Source organism: Amycolatopsis sp. WAC 04197, from assembly GCF_003947475.1.
Classification (GTDB): Bacteria; Actinomycetota; Actinomycetes; order Mycobacteriales; family Pseudonocardiaceae; genus Amycolatopsis; species Amycolatopsis japonica.
Window position 1 is genome coordinate 1 of sequence record NZ_QHJK01000004.1, and the last position, 16,256, is coordinate 16,256.

General features: G+C 69.6%; 14 protein-coding genes and 2 pseudogenes. 9 read left to right on the forward strand and 7 right to left on the reverse strand.

Annotated elements, in window-relative coordinates; genetic code table 11:
* A pseudogene (gene kgd / locus DMC64_RS16770) lies at positions 1-523 on the reverse strand (multifunctional oxoglutarate decarboxylase/oxoglutarate dehydrogenase thiamine pyrophosphate-binding subunit/dihydrolipoyllysine-residue succinyltransferase subunit); the annotation flags it as partial.
* 372 nt (positions 524-895) lie between these two features.
* Here kgd and DMC64_RS16775 point away from each other — a divergent pair.
* Positions 896-1,162, forward strand: coding sequence for a hypothetical protein (locus DMC64_RS16775; RefSeq protein ID WP_037341106.1), 267 nt, complete (start codon positions 896-898; stop codon positions 1,160-1,162).
* Here DMC64_RS16775 and DMC64_RS16780 read toward each other — a convergent pair.
* Entirely contained in the window at positions 1,159-1,728 is a 570-nt protein-coding gene (locus DMC64_RS16780; RefSeq protein WP_125734298.1) for a DUF4291 domain-containing protein, read from the reverse strand. The two genes, DMC64_RS16775 and DMC64_RS16780, sit on opposite strands and share 4 nt — an antisense overlap.
* A 74-nt stretch (positions 1,729-1,802) precedes the next feature.
* On the opposite strand from DMC64_RS16780, the gene DMC64_RS16785 reads away from it, so the two are divergent.
* Complete coding sequence (locus tag DMC64_RS16785; protein WP_125734299.1) at positions 1,803-2,114, forward strand: hypothetical protein; 312 nt, start codon at positions 1,803-1,805, stop codon at positions 2,112-2,114.
* Positions 2,115-2,218: 104 nt separating this feature from the next.
* Here the strand turns inward: DMC64_RS16785 and DMC64_RS16790 are convergent, their stop codons facing one another.
* The 3 genes from DMC64_RS16790 to DMC64_RS16800 all read right to left on the reverse strand — a co-directional run bounded on the left by DMC64_RS16790 (position 2,219) and on the right by DMC64_RS16800 (position 8,122).
* Positions 2,219-5,884 (reverse strand): ABC transporter ATP-binding protein, encoded by a 3,666-nt coding sequence (locus DMC64_RS16790; RefSeq protein ID WP_199755000.1) that lies wholly within the window; start codon positions 5,882-5,884, stop codon positions 2,219-2,221.
* 190 nt (positions 5,885-6,074) lie between these two features.
* Positions 6,075-6,959, reverse strand: a complete 885-nt coding sequence (locus DMC64_RS16795) for an ABC transporter permease subunit (RefSeq protein WP_063272212.1) — start codon at positions 6,957-6,959, stop codon at positions 6,075-6,077.
* Positions 6,959-8,122, reverse strand: coding sequence for an ABC transporter ATP-binding protein (locus DMC64_RS16800; protein ID WP_007033854.1), 1,164 nt, complete (start codon positions 8,120-8,122; stop codon positions 6,959-6,961). The genes DMC64_RS16795 and DMC64_RS16800 overlap by 1 nt, the downstream gene beginning before the upstream one ends.
* A 581-nt stretch (positions 8,123-8,703) precedes the next feature.
* Here DMC64_RS16800 and DMC64_RS16805 point away from each other — a divergent pair.
* Genes DMC64_RS16805 through DMC64_RS16820 form a run of 4 tightly spaced genes read left to right on the forward strand, consistent with a single transcriptional unit; the run spans position 8,704 to position 10,346 of the window.
* Positions 8,704-9,006, forward strand: coding sequence for a YbaB/EbfC family nucleoid-associated protein (locus DMC64_RS16805; RefSeq protein ID WP_125734301.1), 303 nt, complete (start codon positions 8,704-8,706; stop codon positions 9,004-9,006).
* Positions 9,003-9,272, forward strand: coding sequence for a hypothetical protein (locus DMC64_RS16810; RefSeq protein WP_125734302.1), 270 nt, complete (start codon positions 9,003-9,005; stop codon positions 9,270-9,272). Before DMC64_RS16805 ends, DMC64_RS16810 begins: the two co-directional genes overlap by 4 nt.
* Entirely contained in the window at positions 9,272-9,601 is a 330-nt protein-coding gene (locus DMC64_RS16815; RefSeq protein ID WP_125734303.1) for a hypothetical protein, read from the forward strand. The genes DMC64_RS16810 and DMC64_RS16815 overlap by 1 nt, the downstream gene beginning before the upstream one ends.
* The gene (locus DMC64_RS16820) at positions 9,594-10,346 is read left to right on the forward strand and encodes a hypothetical protein (protein WP_125734304.1); all 753 of its coding nucleotides are present in this window, start codon (positions 9,594-9,596) and stop codon (positions 10,344-10,346) included. The genes DMC64_RS16815 and DMC64_RS16820 overlap by 8 nt, the downstream gene beginning before the upstream one ends.
* Before the next feature lie 36 nt (positions 10,347-10,382).
* Here DMC64_RS16820 and DMC64_RS16825 read toward each other — a convergent pair whose 3' ends face one another.
* Both DMC64_RS16825 and ald read right to left on the reverse strand, forming a co-directional pair.
* On the reverse strand, positions 10,383-13,121 hold the full coding sequence (locus DMC64_RS16825) for a BTAD domain-containing putative transcriptional regulator (protein WP_125734305.1): 2,739 nt from the start codon (positions 13,119-13,121) through the stop codon (positions 10,383-10,385).
* Positions 13,122-13,245: 124 nt separating this feature from the next.
* Positions 13,246-14,361: an alanine dehydrogenase gene (gene ald, locus DMC64_RS16830; protein ID WP_016337037.1), complete on the reverse strand. Its 1,116-nt coding sequence runs from the start codon at positions 14,359-14,361 to the stop codon at positions 13,246-13,248.
* 165 nt (positions 14,362-14,526) lie between these two features.
* Between ald and DMC64_RS16835 the strand changes: the two are divergent.
* From DMC64_RS16835 to DMC64_RS16845, 3 genes and pseudogenes are all read left to right on the forward strand, one after another.
* Positions 14,527-15,467 (forward strand): annotated as a pseudogene (locus tag DMC64_RS16835) (zinc-binding dehydrogenase).
* Complete coding sequence (locus tag DMC64_RS16840; RefSeq protein WP_125734306.1) at positions 15,467-15,886, forward strand: pyridoxamine 5'-phosphate oxidase family protein; 420 nt, start codon at positions 15,467-15,469, stop codon at positions 15,884-15,886. The pseudogene DMC64_RS16835 and the gene DMC64_RS16840 overlap by 1 nt, the downstream one beginning before the upstream one ends.
* Before the next feature lie 117 nt (positions 15,887-16,003).
* Positions 16,004-16,231, forward strand: coding sequence for a hypothetical protein (locus DMC64_RS16845; protein WP_007033850.1), 228 nt, complete (start codon positions 16,004-16,006; stop codon positions 16,229-16,231).
* Positions 16,232-16,256 lie beyond the last annotated feature (25 nt).

A 16,256-nucleotide genomic window follows, 5' to 3' on the forward strand; every position in this document is an offset into this window, starting at 1 on the left:
GCGTGCGCTTGAGGTGGTTGTTGATGACGATGCGGTTGTCGGCCATCAGCTTCGCCGGGACGGCGCGCACACTCGTGGCCGTCGGCACGGACAGCGAGGCGTCCATGTTCTTCGCGATCGCCGCCGCGGCGCCGCGGAGCTGCTTCGACTCCGCCTCGGCGTCCTTCTCGGCCGGCTTGGCGGGGGCCTTCTCCGCAGCCTTGGGCGCCGCCGCCTTCGGGGCGGGCTTCGCCTCGGTCTTCGGGGCGGCCTTCGCCGGGGCTGTCTGCTTCGCGGTGGGCTCGGTCTTCGGGGCCGGCTTCGTGGCCTGGCCGTTGGAGGCCGCGCTCTCCTTGGCGGGAGCCGTGGGGGCCGGGCGTGCGCCTTCAGCCTTGGTCTTCGCGTCCTGCGTTGGCTTGAAATCCGCGAAGAAGTCGTGCCAGGCGGCATCGACTGAGCTGGGGTCGGCGAGGAACTGGTCGTACATTTCCTCGACCAGCCACTCGTTGGGGCCGAATTGTGACGCAGGGCTGCTGCTGGACACGGCTTGGACTCGCCTCTATCCGTCTCGAGATCTTGAACACCGCTGATGCGCCTACCAGGCTAACCCCCTCGGTCGCAGCCGTGTGATGGAACTGGCCTGTGTGAGGCGTGGCGCACTAGGTGATGGGTCACTGTCTCGATCAAGAGACCGAAAATAGGCCACCCGCCGCCCTCGTCCGCCGCCGCCCGGGGGAGCAAGGGACCTTTGCTACCACTTTCACCGTCCGTGCAGGTCAGGTCACTGTTTCGTCGATGAGGGTTGGCTGAGTCGTCGTGCCCGGACAGCCTGGAGTTCACGTCGGGGCGCTTCGCTGGGTGGAGGATGCGGCCGGTGTCGTGCCGGCCGCCGGTCCCCGCGAGGTGGTGGCGGCCCATGTGGCTGGACGAGTGCCCGTCGTTCTGGGACGAGGGGCGCGTGCGCCCGCTGGTCACCGAGTCCGGCAAGGTCGTCCTGATGTGCGACTCGTGCTCGGCGGTCTGGCCGACGCTCGCCGACTTCAAGGAGATGGAGCACGTCGAGCCCGACGAGCCGGACTGGACGGTGGCGGCAGGCGTGCACGTCCGGCCGGGGACCGTCCGGTGGGCATCGGTCCAGGACCTCGAGGTCGCCGGGATGGGCGGCCTCAAGTGGCGGCCTTAACCGGGGTACGGACGCTCCGCGGGTAGCAGCGCTTCGGCGTCTTCGATGCGGTTCGCCGCGACCAGGGCGCCGACCTCGCGCATGACCGGGGTGACGTCGGTGACCGCCGTGATCCATTTGTCGACATAGCGATCGACGGCCTCGCCGCTCAGTCCCATCTGGAGCGAACGGTGCTTCAGAGGGCCGAGCCGGATGCTGCGTTCCGGATCCCACTGGATACGGACCGGGCTGGTCTTGACCTCGTTCTGCCACGTCTTCCGGTCGGGATGGACATCTGGGTCGTAGTGGCTGAGCGCCGCGTGGTCGAGCGCCCAGGCGAAACCCTCGCGAGTGATGTCGAGGGCGAGTACGCGCTCTTGGCCGGGCTTCGCGGCCCAGCCGCAGCGGTACGCCATCCAGCGGAAGGACGGCTTGATCCAGGTCATGCGTTCGCGTTTGAACGGCGGCACGAAAGTGCCGGCCTTCAGCGCGGCGTCGGCGATGGCCGGGGCGTACGCCTGATAGACGCGGATCGTGGTTTCGGTGTACAGGGCGCGGATCTGCCGCGCCGGGATCTCTTCTTTCATTTCCCGGTCAGCGTGACAGGTGGGGTGGGCGCGCGCGACCGAAATTCCCTTGCCCATCGGGTCATGCTGAACGCATGGCATTGCTGCGCAAGGGATCGCGACGGATCGTCGTCGATGACACCGCTTACCGGTGGATCGTCCGGCGGAAGCCCACCTACGCACAGGACGGCGGGTATTTCCTTTCGTACGGGGTGGAATCGGAGGACGCGCGGGGTGCGGTGCTGGTGGTGCGGACGGATCACGCGCACCCGTTGAACTTCATGGGGGTGCCGTCGAAGGCCGTGCTGCCTTCGGATGTCGAACGGGCGATCCGGCTGGCGCTGGCGCGTGGGTGGGAGCCGGAGGCTCCGGGGGCGCAGTTCCAGCTCGACCTCGCGGCTGGGTGAGGGGCCACGGCGTCGTGAGTGGCGTTCGACGTGCTTGAAGGCGCGACTCGCGTGATTGGGGGCGTGACACGCGTGATTGGACGGACGACACGACCGCGGCACGGTCAGCCCAGGGACCAAAGGCGGGCGTAATGACCACCCGCGGCGACGAGTTCCGCGTGCGTGCCCTGTTCGACGATCCGGCCGTGGTCCAGCACGACGATCCGGTCCGCCTTGGCGGCGGTGGCGAGCCGGTGCGCGACCACGAACGTCGTGCGGCGGCGCGCGAGTTGTTCGGTCGCGCGCAGGACGGCGGCTTCGGTGGACGGGTCGAGTGCCGCGGTCGCCTCGTCGAGCAGGAGGACGTCCGGGTCCACGAGTTCGGCGCGGGCGAGGGCGACGAGTTGCCGTTGCCCGGCCGAAAGGGACCGTCCACGTTCACCGACGGGCTGGTGGAAACCGGCCGGGAGCGCGGCGACACCGTCGAGCGCGCCGACGGACCGGACCGCCTCCTCGACCTCCGCGTCCGTCGCGGAAGGCCTGCCGTAGCGCACATTGTCCGCGACGGTTCCCGAGAACAGATGCGCTTCCTGCGGTACCACGCCCATTCGCGTGCGCAGGGCGGCGAGGTCGTACTCGCGGATGTCGGTCCCGTCGATCCGGACCACGCCGCCTGTCGCGTCGTAGAAGCGCGCGACGAGCTTCACCGCCGTCGACTTCCCGGCGCCCGTCGCACCGACCAGTGCGACGGTCTCGCCGGGCGCGACTTCCAGTGAGAGCTGCGAAAGGGCTGGTTCGTCCGTTGCTGTGTAAGCGAAATCCACGTCCTTGAAGGAGACCTCGCCGCGCAGACGCTCCGGCATGGCGACCGGGTTTTCCGCCTGCGGAACGGAAGTCGGCGTGCGCAGGAGATCGCCGATCCGCGTCAGGCCGACCCGCGCCTGCTGGTAGCCGTCGAACACCGAGGACAGTTGCTGGATCGGCGAGAAGAACTGCCCCAGGTACAACAGGAACGCCACCAGCACACCGGCCGACAACGTGCCCGCCGCCACCCGGTTCGCGCCGACGATCAGCACGACGACCTCGGCCAGTCCGGAAAGCATTGCCGCGAAAGGGAAGTACGTCGCGACGAGACGCTGGGCGCGAAGCCGCGAGCGTCGGTATTCGTCGCTTCGGGACGCGAACTTCTCGGCAGTGCGCTCCTCGCGTGTGTACGCCTGCGCGACCCGCAGCCCGTTCACGTTCTCCTGCATGTCCGCGTTGACGACGCTGACCCGTTCCCGGGCTTCGGTGTACGCCTTGGACGACGCGCGGCGGAAGATCACGGTCGCCACGACGAGGATCGGCAGCACCGCGAGCGCGTACACGGCCAGGCCGATGTCGGTGATCATCAGCGCCGCCGCGATCCCGACCAGCGTCAGCGCGCTCACCACCGCTTGCGCGACACCGGTCTGCAGGAACGTCGAGAGCGCGTCGACGTCGGTGGTCATCCGGGTCATGATCTTCCCGGACAGTTCGCGTTCGTAGAAGTCGAGCCCGAGCCGTTGCAGATGGGCGTAACTGCGCACGCGCAGCGAGTACAGCACCGTCTCGCCGACCCGCGCCGTCATCTTCGTCTGGAGGTACACCACCAGCCAGTCGGTGAGGATCACCAGCGCGCCGATCCCGGCGGCCAGCCAGATCACCGCCTCCGCGCCGGCGCGCACCCCGTTGTCGATGCCGTGCTGATACAGCGCGGGCATCGCGATGGTGGCCAGCGCGTCCGCCGCGACCAGACCGATCACCAAGGCGAGCGGGCCGCGCACCGGTTTCAGCAGGCGGCCGAGGCGGAACTTCGGTTCGGGCGCGGTGACGTCCGTGCCCGGCAGCCGCGGGACATCAGTGGCGGGCGGCAGTTTCCGGACGCCTTCGATGAGCTCCTGGCTCGGCGGCAGGTCGACGTCCCATTCGCCGCCCGAGCCCTTCCGCTCGCCCGCCAGCTCGTCGGCCTTGTCCTGCTCCGGCCACAGCGCGGGGGTGATCCCGGCGGGACCGCAGTCGAGACCCTCGCAGCGATGCGGCTCCTCGACGTCGTCACCCGGACCCGCGACGAGTTCGCGGAACAGCGGGCAGCGGGCGAGGAGTTCTTCCTCGGTGCCGACGTCGACGACGCGGCCCTTGTCGAGCACGGCGATCCGGTCGGCGAGGGCGAGGGTGGAACGGCGGTGCGCGATGAGCAGGGTCGTCCGGCTCGCGGTGACCGAACGCAGCGTGTCGTGGATCGCCGCCTCGGTGACCGTGTCGATGGCGGAGGTCGCGTCGTCGAGGACCAGCACGCGCGGATCGGTCATCAGCGCCCTGGCGAGGCCGAGCCGTTGCCGTTGACCGCCCGACAACGTGAGTCCGCGCTCGCCGACGAGTGTGTCGTAGCCGTCGGGGAGGCGCTGGATGAACTCGTCCGCCTCCGCCGCCCGTGCGGCCGCGCGGATCTCTTCGTCGCTCGCGTCCGGCCTGCCGTAGGCGATGTTGTCGCGGACCGACGACGAGAAGAGGAACGCCTCTTCGAAGACCACGCCGATCGCGCCGCGCAGATCGTGCTGCCGGACGTCGCGGACGTCGAGGTCGCCGACCTGGACCGAGCCGCTGTGCACGTCGTAGAACCGGGGCAGCAGCAAGGAGATCGTCGATTTGCCCGAACCGGCCGTGCCGACCAGCGCGAGTGTTTCGCCCGGCCGCGCCTCCAGGGTGAGCCCGTCGAGCACGGGATCCGACCGGGTGTAGCCGAAGGAGACGTCCTCCAGCCGGACACCGAGCGGGCCGTCGGGCAACGGCCGCGCGTCCGGGCTGTCGACGACGTCGGGCTGCGCGTCGATGAGTTCGTTGACCCGTTCCGCGCCCGCCCTGGTCAGCTGGGCCTGCACGACGAGGCTGGAGATCATCCGGGCCGGGCCGATCAGGATGGACAGATAGGTCGCGAACGCCAGGAAGGTGCCGAGGCTGACCTCGCCCTTCAACGCCAGGATGCCACCGACCGCCAGCACCGCGACCTGTCCCGCGGCGGGGAGGGCCGCCGTCGTGGCCGTCGGCAAGGACGAGAGCCGGGCCGCGCGCATACGTTCCGCGAAGAGCTTCTTCGCCGTCTTCTCCAGCTTCGCGACTTCGCGCGCTTCCTGGCCGAAGCCCTTCACGACGCGTACGCCGGTGACGGTCTCCTCGACCTGCTGCGCGACGTCGGCCGCGCGCTGCTGGGCCGCCCAGGTCGCGGGGAAGAGCCGTTTCCGGCTCACCGCCATGATGATCGCGATCGCCGGGGTGACCACCATCGCGATCAGGGTCAGCGTCGGCGACATCCACAGCATCGCGCCGAGCGACAGCAGCGCGAAGATCACCGAACCCGCCGAAAGCGGCACCTGCATCAGGACCGAAGTGACCAGCTGCAGATCCGAGATCGCGCGCGAGGCGACCTGGCCGGTGCGCAACGCGTCCTGCTTGCCGCCGTCGAGCCGCGAGACCGCGCCGAACACCTGGCGGCGCAGGTCGTGCTGGACGTCGAGTGCCAGCCGTCCGCCGACGTACCGGCGGGCGAACGCGTTGCCGAAGGTCAGCACCTGCAGCACCGCCATCACGGTGGCGAGCAGACCGAGGCGGGAGGTGTCGCCCGCGACGGCGTCGTCCAGCGCCTCGCGGATCAGCAGCGGACCGGCGGCCTGGAGCCCGACGCCGATGATCGCCGCGCCCAGCGAGAGCACGACGAGCCACGGATGTTTCCAGCACGAAGCGGCCAGGCGGCGGATCCAGCCTCCGGTGGGCACCGGGGCCGTCTCACGTGCCGGACTGGCTTGACGGGGACGAGGTGGAGCAGTAGTCACCCCGCAAGCCTAGGCGTGCGCACCGACATGATCGGCCGGTTCGCGCAGGGCCGAATGCTATGAACGGTCCGTTCCTTGCAAATTTTGCAAGGAACGGACCGTTCATAGCGTGTGTGCGGCGGGAGGGTGTGACCTACGTGATGTCCTTCTTCTGGTTCACGGCCCAGCCGGCGAGGAAGAAGATCATCGTCCAGCCGAAGAAGATGAGCGCCGAGGCCCACCACGAGAACGCGCCGGGCGCACCGGCCGCGTACTGCAGCGCCCACGCCGTCTCGTCCTGCAGACCGGGCACCTTCACACCGGCGGCGCCGAACGCCTCCGCGCCGATGGCGCCCACGATGCCGTTGACCGTGCCGTTCGGCAGGACGCCGCCCAGCCAGGTGATGTCCGCGGCCCCGAACATGACGAACACCAGCACGTTCTCGACCACCAGCATCCAGATGGTCAGCGTGATGATGCTGCCGACCACGCTGCGCCAGACCGCGCCGACCCCGATGCCGAACAGGGTCGCCAGGATCGTCGCGAGGACACCCGCGCCCAGTACGCCCAGCCACTGGCCCGCCGTCGGCAGGCGCTGGCTGTCGACCGTGATCACGGTGCCGAGGCTCGCCGCGCCCACGATGATCACGCCGTAGATCGCGCCCCAGACGATGTAGGTGATCATCTTCGCGCTCAACGCCGAAACCCGGTTCGGGGCGGTGAGGAACGTCGTCGTGATCGTCTTCTTCGTGTACTCGCCGGCGAGGGCGAAGACACCGAAGATGATCGGGATCATCGTGCCGATGTTGATGCCGTGCCCGAGGGCGAGCAGACCGACCGGCAGCTCACCGGTGGAGATGCCGAGCGCCTCGGTCAGCTCACGGGTGTCCGAGCGGCCGAGGAAATCGCTGAAGTCGTTGGTGACCATGCCCCAGAACAGGGCGAACGCGAAAGCGAAGACCACCGCGGGGATCATCAGCGCCCACCACGCCTTGAGCGTGAGCGTCTTGCGGAACTCCGCCTTGATCAGGTTGCCCATCAGCCCTGGCCTCCCCAGCCCTCGTTCTGGCCCTGCTGCTGCGCCTGCTGCTGAGGCGGCGCCTGCTGGTACTGCGGTTGCTGCGGCGGCTGACCCTGCTGCTGGAACTGCTGCGGCGGCGCGAAACCGGGCGGCGGAGTGTTCTGCGGCGCGTAGCCGGGCGGCGGCCCCTGATAACCGGGCGGCGGGCCCTGATAACCCGGAGGCGGACCCTGGTAGCCCGGCGGCGGGCCCTGCTGGAAACCGGGCGGCGGCGCCGCGTACTGGCCCTGCGTCAGCTGGAAGAACATGCGTTCCAGATCCGCGGTCTCCTCCTGCATGCCGTAGACGGCGATACTCGCCTTCGCGGAGACGTCACCGATCTGCTGCACCGTCGCGCCCGAGACCGCGACCCGGCCGTCCGGCATCGGCGAGACCTGCGTGATCCCCGCCTCCTGCAACGCGGAGACGAGACCGCTCGCGTCGGCCGACTGCACCAGCACCCGGGACTGGTTGCTCTTGCGCAACTGGTCCAGCGAGCCGTTGTAGCGCGTCATGCCCTGGCTGATGATCACGACCTGGTCGATCGTCTGCTCCACCTCGTTCAGAAGGTGGCTCGAGACCAATACCGTGCGCCCCTCACGCGCGTACGCGCGCAGGAAGTTCCGAAGCCACAGGATGCCTTCGGGGTCGAGCCCGTTCGTCGGCTCGTCCAGCACCAGCACCTGCGGATTCCCCAGCAACGCCGTCGCCAGCGCCAGCCGCTGCCGCATACCGAGCGAGAACCCGCCCGCCTTGCGGTCCGCCGCCGACGAAAGACCCACCAGCCCCAGGACCTCGTCCACCCGCTGATCCGGCATCCCGATCGCCGCCGAGTACACGCGCAGATGATTCCGCGCCGTGCGACCCGGGTGGAAACCCTCGTTCTCCAGCACCGAACCGACGACCCGCGCCGGATTCCCCAGCTGGTCGTGCGGGCGCCCGTTGATGGTCGCCGTGCCGTTCGTGGGCGTCACCAGCCCGAGCAGCATCCTCAGCGTCGTCGTCTTCCCGGCCCCGTTGGGCCCCAGGAAGCCGGTCACCGAACCGGGCTCCACCGTGAAGCTCAGATTCTGGACCGCGTTGACCGCACCGAACTGCTTGCTCAGGTTCTGCACCGCGATGCGGCCACTGCCGTCGTGCATACCGTCCCCTTTTGTTGACGAAGGCCGATCACGCGACATCCTGCCTCACAGGGTGAGGCCGCACCCGAGGAAGGGGTCAATCCGCCGAAAGCGACCTTCGTCACGTTCGACCGGGTGACGAATCCGTCCACCAGGGCACCCGCCGCTGCGCCGAATGGCCGCTGACTACCGGATATACGACGCAGAGCGCGGAAAATCACCGACCCCGCCAGAGGTTCGTGAAGAAATAATTCGGAAGACATGGCAACCCCATGCAGCGCGACGGCGACTTATTACCTACGATGTAGGAGGCGGCCCGCTCCCAGTGACCCCCAGGCTGGTCGAGCGGGCCGCCCTCAGCCCCTTTGCCCCACCCTGGTTGGTGCTTGCGCACCTTCCCCGAGGTGGGGCTTCGTCGTATCACCCGGGGGGCCGAGCCCCCGGACCCCCGCGGTGCGGTCGGCGCCGGTTCGCGAGGGGTGGCCGACGGCGCAGAGCGCCGTGGCCGGGTGAGAGCGCGTAGGGCGCGGAGCGCGGGAAAGGTTCGGGAAAGGTCGGGGTCGGATCCTGTCGTCGAGAAGGTGACGAGGGGAGAGTGACCGGTGGAGACCGATCCGGTACGGAAGATCAGAGAGTTCGCGGAACTAGTCGCGAGGGACGGGGCCGCGCTTGTGCGGGCCGAGGGGGAGCTGGCGGGGCGGCGCTACACGGCGTCGGCGCGTGGGGGGCTTGTTCGGGCGGAGGTGGATCATCGGGCGCGGCTCGTCGGGATCCACATCGACCGGGCCGCGGTGGCCCGCAGCCGTGGTGGAGAGCTTGGCGCGTACATCGTCGAGGTGGTCGGTCAGGCGCGTGAAGAGGCCCGCGCCGAATACCGGCGACTGGCCCGGGCGGGTGTCCGATGAACGGCCTGTTGCGGCTTCACGACCTTGACGCGGAAGACGACAGGCGGCCGGTCTCCCGGCGGGACGACCATTTCGCCGGTGCGGACATCGACGCCGGTCTCGGCAGGGTCCACGTCGACGAGGCGGGTGACCTGGTCGCCGTCGACCTCGACGAGCGGGCATTGCGCACGATGAACCCGGCCGCGCTCGGCGGCCATCTCTTGGCGGCGATCGAGCGGGCCGAACAGGCCGCCAGGGCCGAGCGGATCGAACGGAGAAGGCTCTGATGGCAGAGGGAACCGGCTACGAGGTCGTCCCGGAATCGCTCGCGGACATGGCGACGGAGTTCCAGACCGCGGCCGACTCGTGGACCACGCTCAAGGACACGGTCGGCGGACTGACGATGCAACCGGGCGACCTCGGCCTGCTCGCCACCAGCGTGGGATACATCGAGGCGTACAACGCGGCGTGCACGCTCATCGTCGAGAAGCTCGGCGAAGCGATCAAGAGCTTCGAGGACACCGAGTCCGCGCTCGTCACCGTCGCCAACACGTATGCCGCGCAAGACGCCGAGTACTACGAGCAGTTCGGCTACCTGGGGAGCGACGATGACTGAACCGGCCCCGTTCCCGGAGGAAGACGCGGCGGCCGTGATAGACGCCGCGAAGGCCATCGACGCCGTGACCCTGGGCACGAACGCGGTGGCGGTCACCGCCGTCTTCGACAGTATTCTCCAGCTACTCGGCGATCCCGGGATTCCCTCGTCGCGCGCCACCCAATGGGGCGAAGCGCAGAAGACGCCGAGCACCGTGGCCGACGGGCTGAACACGAAACTCGGGTCTCTGGACGCGTATTGGCAGGGAGGCGCGTTCGACGCGTTCAAGACCCATACCGATCGGATCATCGTGGAGTGCGACCTGACGGCCGCGAAACTGGGGGAAGTGGGCACCCTCCTCGCCGAAGCGATCGCCTTCGTGCACGAGACGTGGGGGATGGCCATCGGGTTCATCACGAGGGCGGCCGCCAGCTGTATCAGTCTTCTCGATATCGCCAACCCGTTCGCGGCCTACGAGGCGATCAAGGACCTGCTGAACAGTTACGCCGATCTCCTCGAGAGCGCCCTCGTGACGATGGGCGAGTTCGCGGCCAACGTGAAGGCCATCGAGATCTCCGCGCTCAGCTTCCCGGCGCCGGGAACGCTGCCGAGCGAAGTGAGCAACCCCGACAGATGGGTCATCGAACCGGCACCCGAACACCCGCCGGAGGACAAGAAGCTGCCTGCCGAAGCCGGGATGGGTGAATCGCAAGGCGGCGTCACCACTCCTGAGGAGCCGGACACGGCCGAAGCGGAACCCGCCTGACCCGGGGAAATCCCGGCCGCCTCGGCGCGTGAACCCTCACGCGCCGAGGCGGGCCCGGATCTTCTCGGCGATCGGGTCGCCGGTGGCCGTGCACAGCCCGAGTGCCTCGTGGAGATGGTCCCGGGCCTCGGTTTCGCGTCCGTCCGCCGCCGACAGGTCGGCGAGCTGGACGAGCAGCCGGGCGGAGCCCCACCGGTCGTCCAGTTCACGTGTGATCGCGAGCGCGTGCCGGTACTCCTCACTCGCCTGCTCCCGCAGTCCCTTGTCCCGGTACAGATCGCCGAGCGTGCGCAGGGTGAACCGCAGCGAAGTGCGATCGCCGCTGCTCCGCTGCAGTGCGACGGCGTCCCGCAGATGACGCAGGGAGTCGTCGAAGAGGCCCTGCTGACGGCGAAGATCGCCGAGGTTGTTCAGCGCGATGCCTTCGCCGTTGAGGTCGCGGTCCGCCTGGAACATTTCGAGCGCGGCCGTGTAACTCGCCGCAGCCTCGGCGAAGCGGCCCATGCTGTCCTGTGTCACGCCGAGGTTGTTCAACGTCCACGCCTGCCCGTGCCGGTTGCCGAGCTCGTGGAACACCTCCGCCGTGGTGCGGAAGTACTCGATCGCCTTCTCGAAGCCGCCGACGTCGTCGTGGGCGATCCCCAGGCCGAGCAGCAGGTAGGCCTCGTCGACGCGCCTTCCCGACCGCCGGGCCGCGGCCACCGCGATCTCGTGGGTGACCAGCCAGTCGTCCCAGTGTTTGGTCAGGTAGAACAACCGCATCAGCGCGGCGGCCAGCAGACAGCAGATGTCGTCGGCGCCCTGGTCCGCCGCGGTCCGCACCACCGCCACCAGGTTCGCGCGCTCGGCGGCGAACCAGGCGAGCGCGTCGTCGCGGGTGTGGAACGGCGCTTCGGTCCGCGTCTCCTCCAAACCGGTCAGGTCGATCACGCGGGCCTTCGGGTCGACGAGTGCGCGGGCCGCGAGCACTGTGCGCAGGAACCACACGAACAGGCGTCGCGTGGCCGCCTCACGGCAGGCGGGCTCGACCTGGCCGGCGAGTTCCCGTGCGTAGGCGCGGAGCAGATCGTGTGTCCGGTAGCGCCCGGCGAAGCCCTCCTCGACGAGGTGGGATCGGGTGAGCGCGTCGAGAGCCTTTCGCGTTGCACGCAGGTCTTCGCCGGAGACCGCGGCGAACGCGGACGCCGTGAGATCGTGCCCGGGATGGAGCCCCCACAGGACGAAGAGCCGCGCGGACGACGGCGGCAGGTGATGGAGGGACCGGGAGAACACCGAGCGGATCGCGGTGTGGGCGTCGCCGTCGGCGTCCATCAGGTCGAGGCGCCGGTGCTCGTCCGCCAGTTCGGCGGCGAGGTCGGCGACACTGATGTTGTCGCGGGCGCGGAAGATCTCCGCGGCGACCCGCAGGGCGAGCGGCAGCCGGACGCACTGCCGCACCACCTGGTCGATCGCGTCGGCGGCGTCGTCCGTCCGTTCGCCCGCGAGGCCGCGGAACAACTCCCGCGCGTCGGAAGACGGCAGCCGTCGCAGGACGATCCGGTTCGCGCCGTCGCGGGCCACCAGCCCGGCGAGTGAATCCCGGCTCGTCACGACGACCTGGCAGGACGAACTCATCGGCAGCAGGGGCCGGACCTGCTCACAGGTCCGCGCGTTGTCGAGCACGACGAGCAGACGGCGGCGCGCGGCCAGCGCCCGGAACCGGGCCGCCCGCGCCGGGAGGTCGCGGGGGATCGCCGGTCCTTCGACACCGAGTGCCTGGAGGAACCCTTCGAGCACGTTCGCGGCCGAAGGCGGTTGCTCCGGCCCGTAACCGCGGAGGTCGACGTACAGCTGGCCGTCGGGGAAGCGGGGGCGGACGCGGTTGCCCCAGCGGACCACCGTCGCGGTCTTGCCGACGCCCGCGGTACCCACCACGACGCACACCGGTGCCGAATCCCGGCCGGACAGGGCGAGCTGATCGTCCAATTCGGACAGTTCCGCCGCCCGGCCGACGAAGTTCCGTACCGTGCGGGGCAGTTCCGACGGTACGACCGCCGGTGCCGTCGAGCCCGCCGGCTCGATCGGTAGCCCGGCGAGGATGCGCCTTTCGGCTTCGCGAAGCTCCGGGCCCGGCTCGATCCCGAGTTCTTCGACGAACAGCCGTCGTGCCGCGCGGTAGACGGCCAAGGCCGCCGTGCGCCGCCCCACCCGGTACAGCGCGATCATCAGCAGTTCGTGCAGACGTTCCCGGAACGGGTGACGGCGGATCAGTTCGGTCAGCTCGTCCACCAGGGACGAAGGCCCGCCATCGGCGAGTTCGGCCTGGCACAGCGTTTCGATCGCGGCCAGCCGGCGCTCGGTGAGCCGCCGCGCCCGCTCGGCCAGCTCCGGCGAGTCGAGCCCGTCGTACGGCTCACCACGCCACAGTGCGAGCGCCTCACGCGACAATTCGGCGCACCGCCGCGGATCGCTCGCGACGGCTTCGTCCACGAGCGACTCGAACCGCTGGGCGTCGAGTTCCCCCGGCAGCACCCGCAGCTGGTAGCCGCCCTCCCCGCTCGCCAGCCGATCCGGTTCGCCGAGCAGCCGCCTCAGCTTGTGGATGTGCAGGTACAGCTTCGACGCGGAGTCGCCGGTTTCCCCCGGCCACAACACTTCGACGAGAGTGTTCGCCGGGACGTCGCGGTTGGCGTTCGCCAGCAGCGTCCCCAGCAGGAGCTTCTGCATACGTCCGGTGACGGTGACGGCACGGCCGGTGGAACGGACGCGGAGCGGCCCCAGTACCTCGAATTCCATCGAGTACCTCCCCGCGGACAGTGTGCCGCGATCGCGGGGAGCCGAGGGCCGGAAAGGCGCAAAAAGGAGCGAGGGACCTTTGCTCCCGGGCAAAGGTCCCTCGCGTGGGAATGTGGCGTGGGGGTCAGGCCAGGACGGCGGCCAGCTCCGTGGCGGGCAGGTCGTGCGCGGCCGCGACCGGGGCGTTGGTCAGCGCGCCCGCGTGCGTGTTGAGACCCTTCGCGAGCGAAGCGTCGGCCTGCAGCGCCTTCTGCCAGCCGTGGTCCGCCAGCTGGACGGCGTACGGCAGCGTCACGTTGGTCAGGCCGTAGGTCGAGGTGCGGGGCACCGCGCCCGGCATGTTCGCGACGCAGTAGAACACCGACTCGTGGACCTTGTAGGTCGGCTCGTCGTGCGTGGTCGGCCGCGAGTCGGCGAAGCAGCCGCCCTGGTCGATCGCGATGTCCACCAGCACGCTGCCGGGACGCATCCGCGACACGAGGTCGTTCGAGACCAGCTTCGGGGCCTTCGCGCCGGGCACGAGCACCGCGCCGATGACCATGTCGGCCTCCAGCACGGACTGCTCGACCGACAGCGCGTTCGAGGTCACCGTGCGGATGCGGCCGCCGAAGTCGTTGTCGATCTGGCGGAGGCGGTCGACGTTGGTGTCGAGGATCTCGACGTCCGAGCCGAGGCCGAGGGCGACCCGCGCCGCGTTGAGGCCGGCGACACCGCCGCCGATCACGACCACGCGCGCCGGGTGGACGCCGGGGATGCCGCCGGGCAGCACGCCGCGGCCACCGCTCGGCTTCATCAGGGAGAACGCGCCCACCTGCGGCGCCAGCCGTCCGGCGACCTCGGACATCGGCGCGAGCAGCGGCAGCGCGCGGTTCGGGGTCTGCACCGTCTCGTAGGCGATCGCGGTGGTGCCCGCGGCCAGCAGCGCGTCGGTCAGCGGCCGGTCCGCGGCGATGTGCAGGTAGGTGAACAGCACCTGGTCGGCGCGCAGCCGCGGGTACTCCTCGGCGATCGGCTCCTTGACCTTGAGCACGAGTTCGCCCTCGGACCAGGTCTCCTCGGCGGTGGCGAGGATCTTCGCGCCCGCGGCGACGTACTCGTCGTCGGAGATGGACGAGCCGACGCCCGCGCCGGTCTCGACGAAGACGTCGTGGCCGCGCCCGGTCAGTTCGTGCACGCCCGCCGGGGTGAGCGCCACCCGGTATTCATGCTTCTTGATCTCACGGGGGACGGCGATACGCACGGAAAGCCTCCTGGCGACGGTTCTGCGAACAAGGTGCTGCCACTCACGGTGAGCCACCCGGACGGCGGTGTCATCGTTCGCTGGAGACAGTGTTGAGAACCGATCATGGTTTTCGCGGCACAATCGCTTGACCTCCAGTCAACTGGAGCTTGCACCTTGGGTCACATGAGAGCCGTGTGGTTGAAAGAGTTCGGCGGGCCCGAAGTGCTCGTCGCGGGCGATGCCCCGGATCCGGTGCCGGCCGCGGGCCAGGTGCTGATCGAGGTGGCCTTCGCCAACATCACGTTCGTCGAGACGCAGTTCCGGGCGGGCGGGGGCGGGCCGTTCCGCGCCGAGCCGCCGTTGATCCCGGGCAACGGGGTCGGCGGCGTGATCAGCGCGGTCGGCGAAGGGACGGACCTCGGCCTGGTCGGCAAGCGCGTCGTGACCTCCACCGGCGGTTCCGGGGGCTACGCGGAACGGGTCGCGGTCGACGCCGCGGCGGTCTTCGAGGTGCCGGACGGCCTGGCCCTCGACGCCGCGGTGGCGATCCTCGCCGACGGCCGCACGGCGACCGCGCTGGTGACCGCCGCGCGGATCCGGCCGGGGGAGCGCGTGCTCGTCGAGGCGGCGGCCGGCGGGGTCGGCGGGCTGGTCGTCCAGCTCGCCAAGGCCGCCGGTGCCGAGGTCGTCGGCGCGGCGGGCGGTGCCGCGAAGACCGGGCACGTCCGGGAGCGGGGCGCCGATCTGGCGGTCGACTACCGCGAGCCGGGCTGGGCGGAGAAGGTGGGCGAGGTCGACGTCGTGTTCGACGGGGTCGGCGGTGAGATCGGGACGGCGGCGTTCGGTTTGCTGAAGCCGGGCGGCCGGATGCTGATCTACGGCCTGTCGAGTGGTTCGTGGACGGAGGTGTCCGAAGAGGACGCCGCCGCGCGCGGGGTCACGTGATCCGTGGCCTCGGTGGGCCCGAACAGATGCGGGCGTTCACCGAGTCCGCGCTCGCCGAAGCCGCCGCCGGACGGCTGGAACCCGTGATCGGCCAACGGTTCCCGCTCGCGCGGGCAGCGGACGCGCACGCGGTCATGCAGTCGCGGGGCACGCTCGGCAAGACGTTGCTCGAGGTCTGATGTTCGACGTCGACGAATTCCTCGCCGGTCCGCTGACGGCCAGGGTCGCCGCGGCCGGGCCGACCGTGCGCCCGGCCTGGTACCTCTGGGAGAAGAAGGCCTTCTGGATCCTCACCGGACCGTGGGCGCGGCTGGCCGGGCTGGTCCGTGAGTCGCCGTCGATCGCGGTGACCGTCGACGTGTGCGACGTCGGCACCGGTCTGGTGCGGCAGGTGCTCGCGCGCGGTGAGGCCGAGGTGCTGCCGTTCGACGTCCCTCGTGGACAGCGGCTGCTGAGCCGGTACCTCGGTCCCGACGAGCGCAAATGGGATGCGCGTTTTCGTTCTTACCTGCACGATGATCCCGAGGTGAAAGGGACCGTCTGGGTCCGGATGGTGCCGAAGAGATTCGTCGCCGAAGACCTCGGTTATCGGGTATGACGCACGGCCGCGTTCGCTGGGGGTGGGCGCGGTCGTGCAACCTGCGAAACGGTAAATGCAGCACGATCGAGTCAAGATGTTGATCTTACTGGCCGGTAAGCTGCCATTCTGTTCCGCATGACAAATCAGGACTGGCGGCGGGAGCGGCGTGTCCGCACCGTCGACACCGAAGGCAATCCGGCCGATGTCATCGTCGGCCTTGTCGAAACCCCCGGGCATGGATACGAAGCCGCGCTTCGGGTCGACGGTGGCCCCGGTGTTCTTTTGCCGCTTTACCCCGGTGCCGATCTGCTCGCCGCGGTACGGCAGACCATTGAGGACGGATATCGCGCCAGCGCGCACTGAACCGTCGAATGTCATGAAAGGGTCT

Coding starts and splice junctions, on each gene's coding strand:
- DMC64_RS16800 (WP_007033854.1), bottom strand. CDS start 8,122: ATGCACGACGGCAGTGGCCGCATCGCGGTGCAGAACCTGAGCAAGCAG.
- DMC64_RS16815 (WP_125734303.1), top strand. CDS start 9,272: ATGGCAGAGGGAACCGGCTACGAGGTCGTCCCGGAATCGCTCGCGGAC.
- DMC64_RS16840 (WP_125734306.1), top strand. CDS start 15,467: ATGTTCGACGTCGACGAATTCCTCGCCGGTCCGCTGACGGCCAGGGTC.
- DMC64_RS16820 (WP_125734304.1), top strand. CDS start 9,594: ATGACTGAACCGGCCCCGTTCCCGGAGGAAGACGCGGCGGCCGTGATA.
- DMC64_RS16785 (WP_125734299.1), top strand. CDS start 1,803: ATGGCATTGCTGCGCAAGGGATCGCGACGGATCGTCGTCGATGACACC.
- DMC64_RS16845 (WP_007033850.1), top strand. CDS start 16,004: ATGACAAATCAGGACTGGCGGCGGGAGCGGCGTGTCCGCACCGTCGAC.
- DMC64_RS16810 (WP_125734302.1), top strand. CDS start 9,003: ATGAACGGCCTGTTGCGGCTTCACGACCTTGACGCGGAAGACGACAGG.
- DMC64_RS16775 (WP_037341106.1), top strand. CDS start 896: ATGTGGCTGGACGAGTGCCCGTCGTTCTGGGACGAGGGGCGCGTGCGC.
- DMC64_RS16795 (WP_063272212.1), bottom strand. CDS start 6,959: ATGGGCAACCTGATCAAGGCGGAGTTCCGCAAGACGCTCACGCTCAAG.
- DMC64_RS16780 (WP_125734298.1), bottom strand. CDS start 1,728: ATGAAAGAAGAGATCCCGGCGCGGCAGATCCGCGCCCTGTACACCGAA.
- DMC64_RS16825 (WP_125734305.1), bottom strand. CDS start 13,121: ATGGAATTCGAGGTACTGGGGCCGCTCCGCGTCCGTTCCACCGGCCGT.